This window comes from Veillonella sp. oral taxon 158 (assembly GCF_018376515.1).
GTDB classification, from domain to species: Bacteria; Bacillota; Negativicutes; order Veillonellales; family Veillonellaceae; genus Veillonella; species Veillonella rogosae.
In genome coordinates this window covers 25,414-47,326 of record NZ_JAHABE010000005.1, presented here as the reverse complement: position 1 = coordinate 47,326, position 21,913 = coordinate 25,414, and the positions used below count along the sequence as shown (strand labels likewise).

Here is a 21,913-nt window from a genome sequence, read left to right as displayed (position 1 = left end):
ATCAAATTTAGTTGTATAAAATGCTTTACAAACTTTTTGGGTAGTGGTATATTCACATCACAGAAGGACGACACCACAAAGTGGTTGATCTTAGATAGATAATTAGTAGAGGAAACGTGGACACTCCTAATAGATCTTTCATAGTGATACTACATATGTAGTGAATGTCTTCTGCGAATATATATTCTTATATGAAAAGAAAGAAGGAATTCATTATGAAAAAACAATTTGCTACAATTTTAGCAGCAACAGCAGTATTAGGTGTAACAACAGCGTTCGCTGCAAACCCATTCTCCGATGTAACTCCAGATAGCTGGGCATACCAAGCAGTATCCCAATTAGCACAATCTGGTATCGTTAATGGTTACCCAGATGGCACTTTCAAAGGCCAAAACAACATCACACGTTACGAAATGGCTCAAATGGTAGCTAAAGCAATGGCTAACCAAGACCGCGCTAACGCAGAACAACAAGCAATGATTAACCGCTTAGCTGATGAGTTCTCTAACGAGTTGAACAATTTAGGTGTTCGCGTATCTCGCTTGGAAGACCGCGTTGGTAATGTAAAAGTAACTGGTGATGCTCGTATCCGTTACCAAGGCTCTGAAGATAAAGGCGTTTACAAAGCTAATAGCAAATCCTTAACAGATGGCCGTGCACGTGTACAATTCAATGCTAAAGTAAACGATAAAACTGAAGCAGTTGTTCGTGTGAAAGGTAACTATGAATTTGGTGATTCTACAAAAGGCGCTGATGCAAAAATCGATCGCGCTTATGTAGATCACAAATTTGGTAATCATGTATCCGCTAAAGGTGGTCGTTTCCAACAAACAATTGGTAGCGGTTTGATGTACGATGATACATTCGACGGTGCTCAATTAAATGTAGGCAATGATAAAGTTCAAGTACAAGGTGCTTACGGTTACATGGTAGACGGCGCTGCTGCAGGCAACTCCAAATCTGATAACCCTTCCGTAGCTTATGTAGGCCTTAAAGGTAAAGTTGGCCAAGAATCTACAGTTGGTGGCTTCTACTCCAAATTATCTAGCGGCAACTTGAATCACAACGGTGCTACAGTAACTTCCGATAGCCAAGACGTATACGGCTTCAATGCGGACTTCCGTAAAGATAAAGTATGGGTTGGTGGTGAATGGTTGAAAGCATCCAACGTAAATGACTCCCAAGCTTGGACAGCCGGTGTTGGTTATGGCAACTACGACATCGCTAAAAAAGGTACATGGGATGTAAAAGGTCAATACTTCAACCAAAAAGCTAACGCTCCAATCGTAAGCTCCACTTGGGATCAAGCATATGACTTAACAAATACATCTAATGGTTACAAAGGTTACATGGCTAGCGTAGACTACGCAGTACAAGATAACGTAGGCTTATCTGCTGGTTATGGTTTTAACTCTAAAGACCAAAGCGGTAAAGATCTTTCCGATTTCTACCGTGCAGAATTAAACTACAAATTCTAATTCCCTCACAAACAAAAAAAGGCTTCTTAGGAAGTCTTTTTTTGTTGTATAAAAACTTATTAATTATCTTTTGTATATAATAGTATATATATAGTAAAATAAATACATATATAAGTAGAGTTAGATTATCGAATAAATTAGTAGTTCACAGTATTGTTGGCACAATATATTGTATGAGGTATTTATGAACCGTTTTGCATAAAACCTTTAATGAGTTATTAATGATATATTAATTGATTAGTATTACTTAATAATAACAGTGATAAATAATCTCATTTAAACTAAAAACAGATAAATTTAATAAATTTATTGAAAAAAATTATGCCTCATAAAACTAGATATTATCTAAATTTGAAGGCATTTTAAATTATAAAATTTTTATAATGAGAATGAAAATGAGAAAAAAGGGTTTACACGAAAATTTGGTTATGCTAATATCACCGTACAAGAGATAACAAACACATGAAACGAAGAACTTCGATGTAGAATGTGGCGAGGAAACGTGGACACTCCCAGAAATTCTTAATCTGAAGAATGGAGTAGAATGTGAATGTTATAACTTGTAACATTTTATATTTCTATTTTTTTTCAGAAAGAAGGAATTCAACTATGAAAAAACAATTCGCAGCAATCTTCGCAGCAACAGCAGTTTTGGGTGTAACTACTGCATTCGCAGCTAACCCATTCTCCGACGTAACTCCAGATTCTTGGGCATACCAAGCAGTTTCCCAATTGGCAAACGCTGGTATTGTTAACGGTTACCCAGATGGCACTTTCAAAGGCCAAAACAACATCACTCGTTACGAAATGGCTCAAATGGTAGCTAAAGCTATGGCTAACCAAGACCGCGCTAACGCTGAACAACAAGCTATGATCAACCGTTTGGCTGATGAATTCTCCAACGAATTGAACAACTTGGGCGTTCGTGTAGCTCGCTTGGAAGACCGCGTTGGTAACGTAAAAGTTACTGGTGATGCTCGTCTTCGTTACCGTGATGCTGAACATGATAACTCCAAATTCGACGCTCGTGCACGTTTGCAATTCAACGCAAAAGTTAACGATCGTACAGACGCAGTAGTTCGTGTAGCTTCTGATAACTTTGAATTGGGTGATACAAAAGATGTTGGTGTAAAAGTTGACCGCGCTTATGTTAACCACAAATTCGGCGAACGCGTATCCTTGAAAGCTGGTCGTTTCAACCAAGTTCTTGGTGGCGGTTTAGCATTTGACGGTACATTCGACGGTGCTCAATTCAACGCTGGTAACGATAAAGTAAACTTACAAGCTGCATACGGTTATATGGTATCTGGTAATATCGGCTTGATTACTGGTACTCCAAAACTTGATTCTAATGGTAATCCTCAAATTGATCCTAATGGCACTGTTGTTTGGGATAATTCCTTATCTAAATCTGACAATGTAACTCATACATATGTAGGTTTAAATGGTAAATTAGGTAAACACACTACAGTTGGTGGTTTCTACAATCGTGTAAACCAAGATAGCTCTAATGGTTACAAAAACATCTACGGTTTCAACGCTGACGCTAACTTCGACAAAGTTTGGGTAGGCGGCGAATGGTTGAAAGACTCCCATGTTGACGACTCCACTGCTTGGACTGCAGGCGTTGGTTTCGGTAACTACGACATCAAAAAACAAGGTACTTGGGGTGTAAAAGGTCAATACTTCGATGCAAAAGTTAATGCTCCTATCGTTGACACTACTTACAACCACTTGTACACTACAAATGCTAAAGGTTGGATGGCTTCCGTTGACTATGCATTGCAAAACAATGTTGGTTTGTCCGCTAACTACGGTTTCGACTGGAAAGACCAAAACGGTAACGACAAAGCTGACTTCTACCGTGCAGACCTTAACTACAAATTCTAATTTGATAGTTATCAATACAAAAGAGACTCCTTCGGGAGTCTCTTTTTTGTGTGTAACATATATAGGTCTATGTGAAATTGATATATAAGACTTTTTATTGTGCTATTTAAGTTTAACCTTTTAATACTCATGATGTACGTAAAATAATTTTGGGGTTTATTTATTAGTAAGGTTAAATAATAGATACATATTAAGTTTGTTAGCGTGAAACAAGGTTATTTCTATGTATATAAGTGCTATAAATGGTATAATAAAGAGTATTAGATTTTCCTATAAAGGAGGCAAATATGAACCCTTCCTTTTCTTGTATTAAAATGGTGGCTATCGATTGTGACGAAACCTTAGTATGCAGCGATAATACTGTTTCTGACTATACTATAGATGTATTACAAAGGCTGCATAAAAAAGGGATTGCCATCACTATAGCTACGGGGCGCATGTACCAGACGGCTAAGCCTATTGGCTTGGCTTTACAGCTTGGTAATGTACCGATGATTTTGTTTTCAGGTGGCCTTATTCAAGAGTTAGAGACGGAGCGTAAGCTTTTTGAGCAGACTGTTTCTATTCAGGCTGTACGTCGTATTTTTGATTTAGCTAAACAATACAATTGGCACATTCAATCCTATGTGGATGATCACTTATTATGCCACCATAAAACATGGCAGTCTGATCTTTATGAAGCCCAAACAGGTGCTAAAGCGGAGTTTTTAGGGGATGAATTATATAATTTAATATCCGAACCTAATAAATTAATTGCTATCGATACTGTAGAAGGTATTGATAGAATTATTAATACCTTAACGCCTTTGGTGGGGGATGTAGTTACATTAGTTCGCAGTCAACGTGACTTTTTAGAAATCATTGCTCCAAATGTATCTAAAGGGCGTGCTTTGGCACAGTTAGCTTTTGATAATCACATCGGTTTAGAGAATATTATATCCTTTGGCAATGCAGAGAATGATATTTCAATGCTCAGTGAAACCGGTTATTCAGTAGCTGTTGAAAATGCTACTGATCATGTGAAATCTGTAGCTCATGCAATTTGTGGTCACCATAATGAAGATGGTGTGGCCCGCTGGATTGAAGAGAATCTTTTATAATGGAGTAAAACTATGGAAGCCTTTCGTTTATTAATCGTTACTGGCATGTCTGGTGCTGGTAAAACTCAAGTATTACAGGCCTTAGAGGATATGGGATATTTATGTATCGACAATATTCCACCTGTGCTGATACCAAAATTGAGTGAAATTTGCCGTCAAGGTGGGGAGCGTACAAATCGGGTAGCTTTAGTTGTAGATATTCGTGGTGGTGAGTTCTTTGAAGCTCTCTCTTCATCTCTTGATAGATTAAAAGATATGAAGGTAGATTTTGAAATCGTATTCATGGACGCTACTGATGAAACATTAATTCGTCGCTATAAAGAAAGTCGTCGGAGCCATCCATTGGCTCCAGATGGGTTGATTACGACTGGTCTCAAAAAAGAGCGTCAAATTCTTAATTCTGTACGCCATAAAGCAGACTTCATCATTGATACTACAAATATGAAAACAGCTAGTCTTAAAGAGTATTTAAAAACTCGCTTTACTCAAGTGGATGAAGGTCATGGCATGGCTATTACGGTAGTTAGCTTTGGTTTTAAATATGGTATTCCTCTCGATGCGGACATGGTATGGGATGTACGCTTCTTACCAAATCCGTTTTATATTCCTGAATTCCGACATAAAACAGGTCGCGTGAAGGCCGTTAATGAATATATTCACTCTTTCGAAGTGACAGATGAGTTTAAAAAACGCTTCTTTGATACGGTAGATTTTCTTGTGCCAAATTATGAACAAGAAGGCAAATCTCAATTTATCGTAGCTGTAGGCTGTACTGGGGGTATGCATCGATCTGTTGCTATGGCAGAATCCTTATACTCTCACTTGCTTGAAAAGGGCTACCGCGTATCTGTTGAACATCGAGATATGATGAAAAATAATGTGGAAGAAGACTTTAATCCTCATGAAATTAAAACACTTGGTAACTAGATAGGGGTTCTTATGTTGCGAAAAAGATGGTTTCGGTGGCTAAGTCCGGGCCTAAATATAAAACGTTGGCTTGCCCTGTTTAGTGTTGGTGTAGGTCTATTAATTATTGGTATTTCATTGATGTTCAACTATCAATGGTTAGCCGTGCTTGAAGATATTGTACTAGCCTTTTCTTATGATTTAACGGGCTTTTACAATTATAATGTTCTCATTGCTGTAGGGTTTGTACTATTATCCATCGGTGCTATACTGATGCTCATCGGTACGAGTAAGGTTATTAAAACGATTATTCGTGCTGTATTACCAAATCCTGATAGCAAAGTATCGGATATTATTTTCCAGAATATTCGCCTTGATAAGGGCCCAAAAATCGTCGTTATCGGCGGTGGCACGGGGTTATCAAACTTATTGCGTGGCTTGAAGTCTCATACGTCAAATTTGTCAGCTATTGTAACTGTGGCTGATGATGGAGGTTCTTCTGGTCGCTTGCGTCAAGATTTTAAAATGATTGCTCCTGGCGATTTGAGAAACTGCTTGATTGCATTAGCTGAACAAGAAGGGGTTATGGAAAACCTGTTCCGTTACCGCTTTGAAGGGGAAAATGAGCTATCTGGGCATAGTTTTGGTAACCTCTTTATCACAGCACTTGCTCAAGTATATGATGGTGATGTGGAGGAGGCTCTCGAAGCGGCTAGTAAATTATTGCGTGTACGAGGTCGTGTAATTCCGTCGTCTACTGAGTTCATTAAGTTAGTAGCGGAGATGACCGATGGTACTATCGTAGAAGGTGAAAGCAATATTCCGAATTCCGGAAAGCGCATTCAACGTATTTACAGCGATCCTGCTCAACCAAAGCCGGAAGGTGCTGCTTTGCGTGCCATCGATGAAGCCGATGTAATCATCTTTGGTCCTGGTAGTTTATATACTAGTATTATTCCAAATCTGTTGACCGATAAGATTGCCTCTCATGTAAGAGCAAGTAAGGCCAATAAAATCTATATTGCTAATGTTATGACGCAGCCAGGTGAAACTACGGGTTATACATTAAATGACCATGTAGAGGCTTTAATTGCTCATGGTGGGGAAGGTATTGTAGATACTGTTTTAGCTAATGACGGTCCGTTGCCAATTCAAATGGTTGAGCAATATAGTGCGGTAGGCTCTGAACCTGTAGCATTAGATACGAAAAAATTACAAGCTAAAGGTATTCGTACAATTCGTGCTACCTTGATTAGTTCTAAAAAGCCAGCTGTTCATGATCCAGAACGGTTAGGCAAAGTCATTATGGATATCGTTCGTGCTATGCAATCTAACACAGAACCACATATCCTAGAATATTATCTCCAACGAGACGATCATTAATAAGAAAGGATACCCATGTCATTTGCAGAAGATGTAAAAAATGAATTATGCCAATATGAATCCTCTAGTGATGCAGATGTGGCCATGAAAATTGAAGCGTCCTGCTTATTGCGCATGGGTGGATCCATCATTTTAGGTATGAAAGGTGCCGTAGGAATTCGATTGGCTACGGCTAATAATGCGGTAGCTCGTCGTTTACTAGGTATTTTAAAGAAACAATACGAATTACCTACTAATGTATTAGTACGACAAGGCTTAAACTTGCGTAAGAAAAATATGTATACCTTATCTGTAGAACCATCTATGGAGGGGCGTAAAGCTTTAGAAGACCTTGCACTATGGCCTGTAACTGAACAAATTCCACGCAGTTGGCTCAAGTCTATGGAGGCTCGACGTGCTTTTTTACGGGGTGCATTCCTAGGTGGAGGATCCGTTAATAAACCGCAAAGTGATTATCACCTAGAGTTTATGACGGGCAATGAAAGTTTTGCACGGGAGATTATCCATGTGTTACGGCTCTTTCACATTCACGCTGGATTAACAGAGCGTAAGGAAGAGTATGTAGTATACCTTAAAGAAGGCGATGCAGTGACGAACTGCTTACAAATCATGGGTGCTCAATCTGCTCTCATGGAATTTGAAAACGTACGGATTATGAAGACTGTACGAAATCAGATTAATAGACAGGTAAACTGTGAAACTGCAAATTTACAAAAGGTTGTAGATGCAGCGGTACGTCAGGTAAAAGCCATCCGTATTATCGATAGAGAAATCGGTATTGAAGAACTGCCTGAAAAATTGCGAGTCGTTGCAAGACTTCGGTGGGAAAATCCCGAAGCGAGTTTAAAAGAGCTAGAAGAGTTAATGGATGGTGAACTGTCTAAATCGGGCATTGGCCACCGTCTTAAAAAGATTGAAGCATTAGCACTTACATATGACCCGATGGGGCTTGAAGAAATATAGAGGTAATAATATATGTTTTCTTATAAATCAAGATATTGTGTAGCTGCGGCTATGGCCGCCATGGCTGCTCTTACAGGCCATGTAGAGGCTCGTGATATAGATTTACAATCAATTGGATATTTTCAGTTCTCTCCGTTACCACCCACATTAGTATCTCAAACGGATACATTACTCCTATCAGATAGCCCTGAATACGTAGGGCCTGTAGGTGGTACGCTTAGTGCAGGTACAATTAATGGCAATGGCCGTATCTATTTTTATCATGTAAATGAAATGGATCAGCCTCATAAAATTGCTATTGTTCTCGAAAATCAAACGGCATATCCTAATACAGTCCATGTAATGCGACAGTTAAAATCTATAGCCACACCTGACTATTTTGCGGCTGGTCGTGATTTGTCGCGTAAAGATTTAGAACAGCCTCTTAATGAAAGCCCTAATGCTAGACCATTATATTCATTAAGTATTCCACCACAAGGTCGTAAACTAATATTTAGCGATTTAGAGCAAACGCCTGTATATCAAGACGCATTATTTACAGGGATTGTAGATATTAAAACGGAAGCGCCTGTATTTGCTCGCGTTATGATGCTACCTATGGGTATTGATGCTGTAGATGCATCTCATTGGGCGAAAAATTTGCCTATTGATGAAATTCAGTTGCGTGGTACCTATACTGGGTCTAAGCGTAATATGGAGGTTACTACACCATTTGATACGACATTAGGTGGTGCTTTTGTAGAAATCGGTAATGACCGTGAAGATATGTTTATCAACGGTGTAGACGAAATGCAAAATAAAGCATTTGTTCGCGATCGTGGTAACTATGGTGTATCTTATACACTAAAAATTCCTACAAAGGGTAATGAACCATTTAGATTGTATTTTAACCCTCTTGGTGGTCCCTATTCTGGTTCCTTTACGGTGAAAGCATTACACCAACAAGGTGCTCGCCGTGGTCAAACAGATACACGAACCTATCATATTGGTGGTGCTGATGGTATCTCTGCACTTGGGGATGGAACTATTTTAGATAGTCGCATCATGGGTAACTATAACGCAGGTGATTTATTAACATTAAACTTTATGCCTGCAGGGGCATCTAACTTGCCGATACGGTTCTTGTTAATTCCTGAATCTCTTGCGAATCCACAAAAACATCAAACTATTGCTGTTAATGTTCCTAAGGATGTAAAAGATAGTTTAGGTCATCCAACTCAAGGGACTACGCAAATTCCGGTAGGACCTATAGGTGGTAAAGATAGCAATAAAGGTACTGTAGATACTACAAAATCCACATTGACACTTAGTAAGCAGGCAGAGAATATCGCTCATGAAGAAACTAAAAAGTTAAGTGATAAAGCAGCTGCTGAAGCTAAAAAAGAAGCTCAACTTAAAAAATCAAAAGAAGCGGAGGAAACATTAGCTCGTAAAAAAGCAGAAGAAGCAAAATTAGCTGCTGAAAAAGCAGAAATGGCACGCAAGGCTGCAGAAGCCAAACATGCTGAAATTGAGCGTAAAATGGCAGAAAAAGCCGAAGCTGACCGCAAGGCAGCTGAATTAAAAGCGGCTCAAGAGGCACAAGCGGCAAAAGAAAAAGCAGCTTTAGAGGCTAAGAAAGCCGAAGAAATGCGACAAGCAGAAGAGGCAAAACGCATAGAAGCAGGTAGAAAGGCTGAGCTTGAACGCCAAGCTGAGGAAGCTCGCAAGGCAGAAGAAGTGCGTAAAGCTGAGTTGGCCCGTATCGAAGCAGCACGTAAGGCGGAAGCAGAACGTTTAGAGGCAGCACGAAAAGCGGAAGCAGCTCGCATAGCGGCAGAAGCAAAAGCTGCCTTGGAAGCACAACGTGCAGCAGAGCAAGCAGCTCTTGAAGCAAAACGTCAAGAAGATGCTCGTAGAGCAGCAGAGGCGAAAGCTGCTTTAGAAGCACAGCGAATTGAAGCGGCTAGAAAGGCAGAAGAGGCTCGCCGTGCTGAGGAAGCTCGTAAAGCTGAAGAAGCACGAATTGAGGCTGCTCGTAAGGCAGAGGAAGCACGTTTAGCAGCAGAAGCAAAACGTGCTGAAGAAGCGCGTAAAGCAGAAGAGGCGAGAATTGAAGCAGCCCGTAAAGCTGAACAAGCTCGCTTGGCTGAAGAGGCTCGTAAGGCAGAGCAAGAACGACTTGCGGCAGAACGAGCTGAAGCAGAACGCCAAGCCGCAGAGGCACGCCGTATTGCTGAGGAACGATACCAAGCACATCTTGAAGCGGAGCGCAAGGCTGAAGCGGCTCGTCAACAAGCGTTGGCACAAGCTGAAATCGAACGTAAAGCTAAAGAGCGTGCTGAAGCGATTCAACGCGTTAAAGAACAACAAGAAAATGCTCGTCGTCGAGCGGAGCTTGCTCGACAACAAATTGAAGCGGAACGTAAAGCGGCTCAAGCTGCTAAGACTGGTCCATCCTTTAACGAGCTTGACGATATTCATGAAGATACACCGAGTGTAACAATTCCAAATGCAGTATCTATCGATGAATTAACTAAGCCAAGACCGACGGCATCTCAAAATACGCGTCGTCGTGATCAACGACAACCGCAAGTGCCACAAGATCAGCAATATGTGCAAGTGAATCCGATGCCAACTGCGCCGGTAGCTCCATTGGCACCACAAAATGAACAGCAAAACGAAGAACAAAATCCTCCAAGAATTTATCCTTTAGGCTAATACTGTTAATTTCAATTGATAAAATTTTTAAGTTAAATTAGTCTATTGTGAGGGGTTAAAAGCTGTTTAAATATAGAGAGGACAAGCAATTTTATGTGCTTGTCCTCTTTTTAAAATCATTATGAATTTTGCGTTTTACATTGACTTTCACAGGTAGATTCAGTACAATAAAAAAAGAAAATGCGTATATGGTACGAGAGACCATTGCATAATACAATACCTTTTAATTTAGTCCAGAGAGGCTGAAAAAGGAATATAGTTGAAGCGCCCATAAGGGCTTCTTTGTGCAAACTATTTGACCTTTTGCCCTGGGCAAAAGGTCTTTTTTGTTACGTGAGTTAGGAGGAAATCATGGGACAAGTTAGCCTAAAAGGCAAACATTTATTAGGTTTGCAAAATGTGTCACCTGAAGAAATCAAATTGATTTTAGATGTGGCAAAGAAAATGAAGAACATCGTACTTTCAGATGACAAGAAGGTTCCACTTTTGAAGGGGAAATCTATTATTAACCTCTTTATGGAGCCAAGTACTCGTACCCGTAGTTCCTTTGAGTTAGCCGGCAAATATTTAGGGGCTGACGTTATCAATCTTTCTCCAAGTGGCTCTTCCATGGGTAAAGGTGAAAGCTTCCGCGATACATTGTTAACAATGTCCTACATGGGCACAGATGCTATCGTAATGCGCCACAGCGCAGAAGGTGCACCTTTATATGCTACTAAAGCAGTTGATCCTATCATCATCAACGCAGGTGATGGCGCTCATGAGCATCCAACTCAAGCCTTGCTAGATATGTACTCTATTTTAGAAAAAAAAGAATCCCTTGAAGGCTTAAAAGTAGTAATTATCGGCGATATCATGCACAGTCGTGTAGCAAGATCTAACATCTACGGCCTTACTAAAATGGGTGCTGATGTACATCTAGCTGGTCCTCGTACAATGGTATATCCAGAACTTGAAAAATTAGGTGTTACTGTACACCATGATATTCGTGAAGCAGTTGCTAATGCAGATGTAGTAAACGTACTTCGTATTCAATTAGAACGTATTCACTCTGCACTATATCCTACAAATAGAGAATATGCACGAATCTTTGGCATCAATAACGAAGTATTGAAATTAGCTAAAGACGATGTAATGGTAATGCATCCAGGTCCGATGAACCGCGGTCTTGAAATTGCGCCAGATGTAGCATATTCTGATCAATCAGTAATTCAAGAACAAGTACGCAATGGCGTAGCTGTACGTATGGCTGTATTGTACTTAACTATTATCGGAGGTGACGGTAGTGAGCTTGCTTATTAAAAATGGTACGGTAGTAAATCCGGCGAAAAAACAAAACGAAGTAGCAGACGTTCTCGTAAAAGATGGTAAAATTGCAGCCATTGGTCAAAATTTAAGTGCAGACGGCGCTGAAGTATATGATGCAACAGGTCTTATCGTAGCACCTGGCCTTATCGATATTCATACACATTTGCGTGAACCAGGCCAAGAAGCGAAAGAAGACTTCCACTCTGGTACACAAGCAGCTGCAGCAGGTGGTTTCACACGCGTTGTAACTATGGCTAATACTAATCCTGTAGTAGATAATGCGATGCTAGTAAGAGGTTTGCAAAGACAAGCAGAGCTTACTGGTGTAGTTAAAGTAGAATTCATCGGTGCTGTATCCAAAGGCCTTGAAGGTAAAGAACTTGCTGAATTAGGCGATATGGCTGAAGCAGGTGTAGTTGCATTCTCCGATGATGGTCACTACGTAGAAAATGCGGCTTTCATGCGTCGCGCTTTAGAATACTCCTCCATGTTCAATAAAATGGTTATCGACCATGCGGAAGATATTACATTGACTAAAAATGGTCATATGCACGAAGGTATTGTATCTTATGAGCTAGGTGTTTCTGGTCGTCCTGCAGTAGCTGAAGATTTGGCTGTAGCACGTGATATCTTATTGTCTGAAATGACAGGTGGTCATATCCATATCGCTCACGTAAGTAGTAAAAACACGGTAGATATGGTTCGTCGTGCGAAGGCTAAAGGCCTTAATGTAACTTGTGAAGTTACAAGCCAACATTTATCCTTCACTGACGAATATTTACGCGAATATAACCCAGCTTTCAAAATGGCTCCTCCAATTCGCTCAGAAGATCATCGTCAAGCTTTGTTAGAAGGTTTGAAAGATGGCACAATTGATGCTATTATCACAGACCATGCACCTCATGCATTTGAAGAAAAAGACCATGAGTTCTGCTGTGCACCAAATGGCTTTAGCGGTCTCGAAACATCTTTGGCAGCGGTTATTACAAATGCCTACGGTCCAGATAAACTTAGCATTGATCAAGTTGTGTACAATATGAGTACTCGTCCAGCTGAATTGATGCGTCTCGATGCAGGTGTTCTTGAAGTTGGCAAACCAGCGGATATTACAGTATTCTCTACAACTGAAGAATGGACTGTAGACCGCAATAAATTCTATACAAAAGGTAAGGTAAGCCCGTTCGATGGCATGACTGTTAAAGGTAAAGCAAAACTTACAGTCGTTAATGGCGAAGTAGTCATGAAGGATGGCGTAGTCTTACGATAAAAGGCACGTTAGTACTACCTTGCTTAACAAGTCTCAATACAGCATGCGAAGTATTACGAGTTGTAGCAAATCGTATAAATAATGCAAATTATACTGTAGAAGCGTTACAGGATTTTGAATTGGAGTAATAATCATGAGTGGCTATGTAGAACAGGGCGAAGTCGTTCGCAATGAGCAAATAGGCTCTGATGTGTGGATTATGGATATCCACGCACCAAAACAAGCAGCAGAAGCAAAGGTAGGACAGTTTTGTAATGTTCGCGTAGCGGACTCAACGGCACCATTATTGCGCCGACCTATCAGCTATGCAGGCTTTGATGCAGAAAAGGGGACGATTACCCTTTTGTATCGTGTCGTAGGTAAAGGGACTGAGATTATGACTCACCTTGTTCCAGGCGATACTCTAGATTGTTTAGGTCCTTTGGGTGAGCCATTTGTTACATCTAAGAATATGCTTCTCGTCGGTGGTGGTGTAGGAATTGCACCAATGTTATGCATATCTTCCCATTTGAAAGAAGGGGAAGAAGCACAAGTTATTCTCGGTTTTAGAAATGAAAGCGAAACCTTCTGGGCTGACTTATTTAAAGATACGCCTGTTAAAGTACATATCACCACTGATGATGGTAGCGTAGGTACAAAAGGTTTTCCTACGGCCATCATGCCAGATCTGATTAATGCTAATTCTTTCACATCTGTTATGACTTGTGGTCCTACGCCGATGATGAAAGGTGTAGCTCAAGTGGCTAAAGACCTCAATGTACCATGCCAAGTTTCTCTTGAAGAGCGCATGGGTTGTGGTACAGGTGGTTGTTTAGGCTGTGGTTGTGATGGTGCAGAAGGTAAACGCTATAAAGTTTGTAAAGATGGTCCTGTATTCCCGGCTGAGGAGGTGTTCTTTTAATGAGTGAACGCGATTTAAATAACACCGTTACGCCAAATCCAAAGTTAGCTATCGATTATTGCGGTATTAAGATGAAAAATCCTATTATCGCTGCGTCTGGTACCTTTGGTAATGGCCCTGAATATGCAGGCTACCTTGATCTAAGCAATGAAGTAGGGGCTATCTCTGTAAAAGGTTTGACTCCAAAAGGTCGTCATGGTAACCGCGGTACTCGCATTGCAGAAACACCATCTGGTGTTTTGAATTGTATCGGCCTTGAAAATCCTGGGGCGGAATATTTTGTTACAGATATTTTGCCAGATTTAAAGAAATACGATGTACCATTACTTGCTAATATGTCTGCAGGCACCATTGAAGAATTTGCGTGGATGGCAGAAACCTTATCTGTAGACGGTATTGCAGGCCTAGAGGTTAACGTATCTTGTCCAAATGTAGAACGTGAAGGTATGGCTTTTGGAGTGGATCCAAAGGTGGTTGAACAGGTAACGAAGGCCGTTCGTAAGGTCAGTGATAAACCTATTATCGTTAAGCTTTCACCAAATGTAACGGATATTGTGGAAATTGCAAAAGCCGTTGAAGCTGGCGGTGGTAATGGGGTAAGCCTTATCAATACATTGTTGGGTATGGCTATTGATATTCACCGACGTAAACCTTTATTGGGAAATACTTACGGTGGGTTATCTGGTCCAGCTGTAAAGCCTGTTGCACTTCGCATGGTACACCAAGTATATAAAGGGGTAAATATTCCTATTATTGGCCTTGGCGGTATTATGACTGGCAAGGATGCTATCGAATTTATGATGGCTGGTGCTAAAGCCGTTCAAGTTGGCACTGCTACGATGGTAGATCCAACGACCATTTCACGTATTGCCCGTGAAATGAGTGTATATGTAGAACAATATAATTTAAACAGTATCACTGATATTGTAGGTGCTGTTCATCAAGCTTAATCTAATCATATCTATGGTAAACTTACACAACCATAAGTTTTCCTGCACAATCATAAGTTTTACTGTACAACCATAAGCTTTACTGATATACAAGATATGATGCAAAAAGACCTAGTACATATTGTACTAGGTCTTTTCTTATGTATTTTACTGAAGGCTATATTTATAGCAGCTACAGTAGTATGCTCTATTAAAGTCATATTGTGGTAATCGTTTTGCCTATTCTTAATTAAACATAAGCTTTGTAGAAATCGATAAATTGCTGTGCTACAGGAGATAAAGCATGTCCTTTAAGAGTGATAAAGGCTTTTTTAAAGTCCCCTGAGAATTCTGGCAATTTGATGCGGGCCATCTTACGATGGTTGATTAATTCTTTTGCATCCATTGGAACTAATGATACAGTGCGGCCAGAAGAAGCCCATTCAATGGCGGAGCTTTTAGTAGTAGTTATAGCCACTGCATTGAGTTGTTCCATGTCTGTTAAGCTAGATTGCATAATCATCCTTACAGAGCCACCAGAGAGGGATAGAGGACATTTTTTGATGTCTTCCCAAGTGATGGTATCATGTTCACGATCTGTCCAGAATACATCGCGACGGAAGATAGCATATAAATGTTCTTCTTGGGTAAGAAGAATATCAAATTTATCAGTGTCTACCATCTGAATGTTAGCAATACCTAATTCAGCACTGCCGTTGATGAGTTGATTTACTACATTTGTCATGAGACCTTCGTAAATCTCAAAGTGAACAGACGGATATTTCATAGAAAAGGCTGGTAAATATTGCTGTACAATCGGGGTTGAACGAGAAGCAGAGGTTGCAATACGCAAGGTACCTTCAATGCGAGAGTTCAATTGTTGTACAGCATTATAGGTAGATTCTTCAATAGAGCAAAGCTGTTGTGCCTTTTCATAGAAGATTTTACCAGCATCTGTTAATTGTAAGTTGGATCCTCGTTGCCCGCGTTTGATATTGATTAACTGGGCTCCAAATTCAGCCTCTAAATATTTCAACTGCTTGCTTAACGCTGGTTGTGTAATATGAAGAATCTCTGCGGCCTGCGTCATATTGCCCGTTTGAACGAGGGTAATAAAATTGTGGTAGTAAGATGTATCCATGGAATCTCCCTATTATACACAAAATAAAATAAATAAAAATTATAACGAACTAAGTAACCGTCATTTCACATTTTATAAAATGGCATATATACTATACTCAACAAGGAAATAGTGAGTTAATTAAATGTGAAATAAACTTTCTATCCTTATCACAATTTTTGATATAATGACGGTGGTTAAGAAAGTGGGTACTACTATGGGCGTGGTAAAAAGAACATTAAGTAAAGCAATTCGTAACTGGGAAGCACGTAGATTAATGACTGCACACAATACTGGTTTAAGTCGTAAAAAACAACTTGAACGCGTGTGGCCTCATCCGTTGACTAATGAAAAACGTCGTGAACTTAGTCAAGGTGTAACAGGTTTAGTTAACCACGGCAACTAATTGCTTAGTGTCTATTGGTTAGATGATTCATCTAGCGGTAGTACCACTTCAATAGAATCTAATATTGTACAATCTGCAGCTCCATGACTCATGTCTTGGAGCTCTTTTTGTACGCCCTCCACATCAGTAGGGGGGACTAAGATTGTTACCGTTACATGTTCACCAAAGTTCGCTTCATAATGTAGTTTTTTGTCTTGTACAAATCTTTCTACTGCGCCATATAGTGAGTAATCGATGGTCGCTTGTAGTTGAGTTCGTGTTGTGTGTAGTTCTTTAGGGGCAAGACGTAATGTTTCCGCAACAGAGTGTGAATATGCACGAATCAAGCCACCAGCACCTAGTTTGATACCACCAAAATAGCGAGTTACAACGACTGCAACATTGGTTATACCAGTTTTCTTAAGCACTTCTAACATTGGCTTGCCAGCTGTACCAGATGGCTCGCCATTATCGGAAGATCGTTGTTGTTCTTGCTTAGGTCCTAATGCATAGGCTGTACAGTTATGAGTGGCATCCCAAAACTCTTTGTTGATGCGACCAATGAAAGCTTGCGCCTCTTCTTCAGTTGTACAAGGGTAAATAGTTGTGATAAATCGTGATTTATCAACAATATATTCATGGCGAAATTCCTTCGCTACCGAAGTAAATTCTACTGTAGGACTCATTGATTCAGGCATATTTTCACCTCCTTTAGAATCAAAGTTTATGTTTATTCATCATCACTTTATTATAATCTATTTATGAATGTTGTGTATAGGTGGGGACATGTTAATTCCCCTATAAAAAAGGAATAATCCTCTAGATTTAGTAGGATATTGACGTAATGAGAATTTATGTTACTATTAAATATAGACGTATGAATAAGTACTCATGTAAATATGTTCATATGTTATATGATAGAATTTTTTAAAAAGCTATATTATTAATACAAGCTATGTATACTATAAGTTTATGGTCATAAGTCTTGTATTGCTATAAGTGTACATAACTTTACATATACTGTTAGAAAGAAGTGATACTATGAGTAAAAAGAAACAAGAGTTTGATATAACAGGTATGCATTGTGCTGCCTGTGTAAAGCGCGTTGAAAACGTTGTTTCTAAAGTCGATGGTGTAGAGTCTGTAAAGGTAAATCTCTTAACTCGAAAGGGTAGCGTTGAATATAAAGAGGGCTCTAGCGTAGATCCACAACAGATTATAGAGGCTATTACAAATATCGGCTTTGGTGCTGAAGAGGCGGATGAAACAAAGCAGGAAATAGAAAAGGTTAATTTAAAGCCTCATATTATCCGATTAATAATTGCAGCTTGTATGGCTGTGCCTATGATGGTGAATATGACCCTCCATCGATTTGGTATTGAAGCATTGCCTGTATGGGTTGAGTTTATTCTAGCTACTATCGCTCAGTTCGGACCTGGCCTCATGTTTTATAAGAGTGCGTGGAGTGCCGTGAAAAATGGTGCTCTTACAATGGACGTTCTCGTAGTAATGGGTACGACAGTAGCGTATCTATTCAGTATTTATAATTGGCAGTTCCATCCTGAGCTAGGTCCTCATGGCATTTACTTTGAAACCTCTGCGTGGCTCATTACCTTTATCCTTCTTGGTAAACTCTTAGAAGAGATTGCAAAAGGGCGTACCTCTGAAGCACTTCAAAAATTGATTGCCTTACAACCTGCAACGGCTCATGTGTTGCGTGACGGTGAGTTTGTAGATATTCCTACTTCTAAAGTAGTAGCCGGCGATATTTTACAAGTACGGGCAGGCGAAAAAATCCCAGTGGATGGTACAATTACTGACGGCTATTCTACAGTAGATGAGGCTATGCTCACAGGTGAAAGCTTGCCTGTAGAAAAACAAGTAGGCTCAGAGGTAATTGGGGCGACCATTAACTTGAGTGGTGCTTTCACGATGGAAGCGAAGCGTATTGGTTCCGATACAATGCTGTCCCAAATCATTAAGGTTGTAGAAGAGGCACAAACCTCTAAAGCGAGCATTCAACGTATTGCTGATATCGTAGCACAATACTTCGTTCCTATCGTTATTGGCCTTGCTATTCTAACAGGTCTCGTTTGGTACTTTGTAATGGGCGATTCTCTCAATGTGGCGCTCATTAATGCCACAGCAGTCCTCGTTATTGCGTGTCCATGTGCCCTTGGTCTTGCAACGCCAACATCTATCATGGTTGGCTCTGGTCTAGGTGCAGAACATGGTGTTCTCATTAAGAGTGCGGAATATCTTGAAAAAGCAGGAAAACTTGATGCTATCGTTATGGATAAAACTGGTACCCTCACACAAGGTGTGCTAGATGTGACGGCTTTCAAAAACTATAATGGTGATGAAAGCACAAATATGTCTATTATGATGGCTCTTGAAAGTGGTACATCACATCCGATTGCTAAAGCTATGGTGTACTACGGTGAAGATCGTGGCTATAAAGGTACAGCTGTTGAACTTGAAAGTTTTGGTGATGTACCAGGTAAAGGTTTACAAGGGGCATACCAAGGCGTATCTGTACAGCTTGGTCATAGCCGTTGGATGACTGAATTAGGTTACGATTTAAGTGCGGTTCAAGACGATATTCTTCGTTTTGAAGAACAAGGTGCTTCCGTTTCTGTGTTAGCTGTAGATGGTATAATCAGTGCTTTGTGGGCTGTAGAGGATGAATTGCGTCCAGAAACTATTGAGGTTGTAAAAGAATTACAGTCTCAAGGTATTGATGTGTGGATGCTTACCGGTGATAATCGACGTACGGCTCAATATATTGCTAAACAAGCAGGTATTACTCATGTTATTGCAGAAGTCTTGCCACAAGATAAAGCTAGCAAGGTAAAAGAGTTACAAGATAAAGGTCTTGTAGTAGGTATGGTAGGCGACGGTATCAATGATGCACCTGCTCTTGTAACTGCAGATATTGGTTTTGCCATCGGTAGTGGTACAGACATTGCGGTAGAGGCAGCAGATATCGTTCTTGTAAGAAATGATTTACACACACTAGTACAAGCAGTACGCCTCAGTCGTAAGACTATGACTAATATTAAACAAAATCTATTCTGGGCATTGATCTTTAACTGCATTGGTATTCCATTGGCTGCTATCGGTGCATTAAATCCTATGATTGCAGGCACAGCAATGGCATTTAGTTCCGTCACCGTTGTGGGTAACTCCCTTCGCTTGAAACGAGCAAAAATCTAATTATATATGAGATAAAATATAGAACAGCACCTATAGAATGGTATAGGTGCTGTTTTGTAGTTCTTCATTTTTATTGGTAATATATTAATTCCTATAAATTCGGTATTTTTATAGTACTTATCATCTGATATACTGAGTATAGTTCTTAAGAAAAGGGAAGGAGTTTATTATGAAATTAAAGACTCGCGATATTGTATATATCGGTTTTATTGCTGCCTTATGTGCAGTAGCAACAACGATTCGCATTGAAATACCAGGTGGGGCCATGGTTCATTTAGGTTCCGCTGCTCTCTTTACGACATCAATTCTATTCGGTGGTTTATATGGTGGTTTAGGTGCGGCTATTGGTTCCGCATTATTTGATCTTTTTGGTGGACATACGCAATACATTGTATTCTCTTTCTTTATTAAAGGTATTGCAGGTCTCATCGTAGGTGGTATGACAGCTGGCTACTTGCCTCCATCTATCAATAAACCGACAGCATCTTTTAGTCGTATTTTAGTAGCTCTCATCATCGGTGCTATTTGGACTGCCTTTGGTTACTTCATTGCTTGGTGGTTTGTTCTTAACAGCGCGGCTGTAGCAGCTAGCAAAATCCAATACTCCTTGATTACCAGTGCGGCTGGTATCATTGTAGCTATTGTGTTAACACCAAAACTACAAAAGGTAGTACGTAGATTATTTACAAAAAACTAATAGAGAGAACAATTGCAGATGCTATATGGAACTATCTTAATAATAGGTACTATGAATAGGTTACATTACAGTAGATAGAGGTTTTTATGAAAGTTTTAAATATGGAAAGCATTTACTTAAGAGATCCTGATGGAAATTTAGTAGAACTTTGTCATTATAATCTGTAGTATCTCAATTCAGGGTATATAACTATAAATCGCACCTTATTTTCTAAATAGTTAAAGGGCGCTCATTAGCATATATAAGCTAATGAGCGCCCTTTTATTTTTCAGTATATATCAATTGTTATTGAGTTTGTTTATGGCATTAAAAGTTACAAAGGTCGTTTAAGTTCTCTGCCATGGTAGGATGTGTAAAGATTTGATTTTTAAAATATGTATATGGAATGTTGTTGTCCATAGCCATTTTAATGAGGTTAATCAACTCTTCAGCACCTTGAGAATAAAGTGTAGCACCAAGGATTAAATTGTTTTCTGCATTTACTACAATTTTAAAAGCACCTTTTAAATAGTCGTTTACATGAGCTCTTGGCATGGTAGCTACGAGCATTTCTTTAGTTTTAACTGTATATCCTTTGTTGATAGCATCTTCTTCTGTAAGACCTACACGAGCGAGTGGAGGTGTTAAGAATGTTGTGTAAGGAATATTTTTGCGATCTTTTAATGTGTATTGGCCATTACCTGTAAGAGCACCAAACACAATGCGGAAGTCATCGAGAGAAATATACGTAAATTGAGGACCACCGTTTACATCGCCTACTGCATATACGCCAGGAACGGAGCTTTCACATGTATCATTCACTACGATAGCGCCGCGTTCGTTAGTAGTAATATCCGTATTTTCTAAACCGATGTTAGCTGTATTTGGTTTGCGACCTGTAGCATATAAAACGGCATCAAACGTATAGTTTTGACCATTTGCTGTGATAACAGGTTTGTTGCCATCATTAGATACAGAGTTTAATGTTACATCGTTAAGAATAGTAATACCTTGCTCAGTCAAGTACTCATTAGCTAATTCTTGTACGATAGGTTCCTCCCGTTTTAAGATACCAGATTCAATATTAAATACTGTTACCTTTGTACCTAGTTTAGCATATAGGCTGGCAAATTCAAGGCCGATAGGGCCCGCGCCGATGACGCCTAGAGTACTTGGTTGAGGGGATAATTGTTGGATTTCTGTGCTATTATAGAAGCCTGTTGCTGTGTCCATGCCATCAATGTTAGGCTTAATCGCTACAGCACCAGTGTTAATAATAATTGTTTCACCAGATAAGATGATTTTATCTTCCCCAACTGTAATGGCAATTTCTTTATTACTAATGAATTCACCATGTCCAGTATATACATCGACATGTTCATTAGTATCTAACATACCGAAGTTTTTATTGCGTAAACGAGATGTAACTACCTCGCGTTGGTTTAATACTTGATCGTAAGATAAGCCTTTTGATGCAGCTATAATCATCGTTTTAGTTGGGATACATGCAATATTAATACATGTGCCACCATACATAAGTGGGTTTTCTTCAATCATAGCTACAGATTTGCCCATAGAGCCAAATTTAGCTGCTAATGTTTTACCAGCCTTGCCGAAACCTAGGACGATAAGATCATAATGTTTGGTATTCATAAAATACCTCCTGTCTTTATATTGAAAATATTGGATGT

17 protein-coding genes are annotated in these 21,913 nt (G+C 39.6%); 14 read left to right on the top strand and 3 right to left on the bottom strand.

The genetic code is table 11. From position 1 onward, the window contains the following. Positions 1-215: 215 nt before the first annotated feature. From KH364_RS04480 to KH364_RS04430, 11 genes are all read left to right on the top strand, one after another. A complete protein-coding gene (locus KH364_RS04480) occupies positions 216-1,478 on the top strand; it encodes an S-layer homology domain-containing protein (protein ID WP_273298759.1) in 1,263 nt (420 codons plus the stop codon). A gap of 609 nt (positions 1,479-2,087) precedes the next feature. After that, on the top strand, positions 2,088-3,368 hold the full coding sequence (locus tag KH364_RS04475) for a putative porin (protein ID WP_273298758.1): 1,281 nt from the start codon (positions 2,088-2,090) through the stop codon (positions 3,366-3,368). Between the two features lie 287 nt (positions 3,369-3,655). Continuing rightward, entirely contained in the window at positions 3,656-4,468 is an 813-nt protein-coding gene (locus KH364_RS04470; RefSeq protein WP_273298757.1) for a Cof-type HAD-IIB family hydrolase, read from the top strand. Positions 4,469-4,480: 12 nt separating this feature from the next. After that, positions 4,481-5,395, top strand: a complete 915-nt coding sequence (gene rapZ, locus KH364_RS04465) for an RNase adapter RapZ (protein ID WP_009352646.1) — start codon at positions 4,481-4,483, stop codon at positions 5,393-5,395. Positions 5,396-5,407: 12 nt separating this feature from the next. Continuing rightward, positions 5,408-6,757: a gluconeogenesis factor YvcK family protein gene (locus KH364_RS04460; protein WP_105081309.1), complete on the top strand. Its 1,350-nt coding sequence runs from the start codon at positions 5,408-5,410 to the stop codon at positions 6,755-6,757. A 15-nt stretch (positions 6,758-6,772) separates the two neighbouring features. After that, positions 6,773-7,720, top strand: coding sequence for a DNA-binding protein WhiA (gene whiA / locus KH364_RS04455; protein WP_273298756.1), 948 nt, complete (start codon positions 6,773-6,775; stop codon positions 7,718-7,720). 12 nt (positions 7,721-7,732) lie between these two features. Next, complete coding sequence (locus KH364_RS04450; RefSeq protein ID WP_273298755.1) at positions 7,733-10,420, top strand: ATPase; 2,688 nt, start codon at positions 7,733-7,735, stop codon at positions 10,418-10,420. A gap of 351 nt (positions 10,421-10,771) precedes the next feature. Next, a complete protein-coding gene (locus KH364_RS04445) occupies positions 10,772-11,722 on the top strand; it encodes an aspartate carbamoyltransferase catalytic subunit (RefSeq protein ID WP_105081312.1) in 951 nt (316 codons plus the stop codon). Then, positions 11,706-12,995, top strand: a complete 1,290-nt coding sequence (locus tag KH364_RS04440) for a dihydroorotase (protein WP_105081313.1) — start codon at positions 11,706-11,708, stop codon at positions 12,993-12,995. The genes KH364_RS04445 and KH364_RS04440 overlap by 17 nt, the downstream gene beginning before the upstream one ends. Positions 12,996-13,128: 133 nt before the next feature. Further along, positions 13,129-13,896: a dihydroorotate dehydrogenase electron transfer subunit gene (locus KH364_RS04435; RefSeq protein WP_273298754.1), complete on the top strand. Its 768-nt coding sequence runs from the start codon at positions 13,129-13,131 to the stop codon at positions 13,894-13,896. After that, positions 13,896-14,846 (top strand): dihydroorotate dehydrogenase, encoded by a 951-nt coding sequence (locus tag KH364_RS04430; protein ID WP_273298753.1) that lies wholly within the window; start codon positions 13,896-13,898, stop codon positions 14,844-14,846. The genes KH364_RS04435 and KH364_RS04430 overlap by 1 nt, the downstream gene beginning before the upstream one ends. Positions 14,847-15,075: 229 nt before the next feature. Here KH364_RS04430 and KH364_RS04425 read toward each other — a convergent pair whose 3' ends face one another. Then, positions 15,076-15,966 (bottom strand): LysR family transcriptional regulator, encoded by an 891-nt coding sequence (locus KH364_RS04425; RefSeq protein WP_105081316.1) that lies wholly within the window; start codon positions 15,964-15,966, stop codon positions 15,076-15,078. Positions 15,967-16,162: 196 nt separating this feature from the next. Here KH364_RS04425 and KH364_RS04420 point away from each other — a divergent pair, with 196 nt between their 5' ends. Beyond that, the gene (locus KH364_RS04420) at positions 16,163-16,351 is read left to right on the top strand and encodes a hypothetical protein (protein WP_009352671.1); all 189 of its coding nucleotides are present in this window, start codon (positions 16,163-16,165) and stop codon (positions 16,349-16,351) included. A gap of 11 nt (positions 16,352-16,362) precedes the next feature. Here KH364_RS04420 and KH364_RS04415 read toward each other — a convergent pair whose 3' ends face one another. After that, on the bottom strand, positions 16,363-17,028 hold the full coding sequence (locus tag KH364_RS04415) for a YigZ family protein (RefSeq protein WP_273298752.1): 666 nt from the start codon (positions 17,026-17,028) through the stop codon (positions 16,363-16,365). A gap of 343 nt (positions 17,029-17,371) precedes the next feature. Between KH364_RS04415 and KH364_RS04410 the strand changes: the two genes are divergently transcribed. Both KH364_RS04410 and KH364_RS04405 read left to right on the top strand, forming a co-directional pair. Continuing rightward, a complete protein-coding gene (locus tag KH364_RS04410) occupies positions 17,372-19,546 on the top strand; it encodes a heavy metal translocating P-type ATPase (protein ID WP_273298751.1) in 2,175 nt (724 codons plus the stop codon). A gap of 169 nt (positions 19,547-19,715) precedes the next feature. After that, positions 19,716-20,243: an ECF transporter S component gene (locus tag KH364_RS04405; RefSeq protein WP_009352656.1), complete on the top strand. Its 528-nt coding sequence runs from the start codon at positions 19,716-19,718 to the stop codon at positions 20,241-20,243. Positions 20,244-20,549: 306 nt separating this feature from the next. Here the strand turns inward: KH364_RS04405 and KH364_RS04400 are convergent, their stop codons facing one another. After that, positions 20,550-21,875: an FAD-containing oxidoreductase gene (locus KH364_RS04400; protein ID WP_273298750.1), complete on the bottom strand. Its 1,326-nt coding sequence runs from the start codon at positions 21,873-21,875 to the stop codon at positions 20,550-20,552. Between the last annotated feature and the right edge of the window lie 38 nt (positions 21,876-21,913).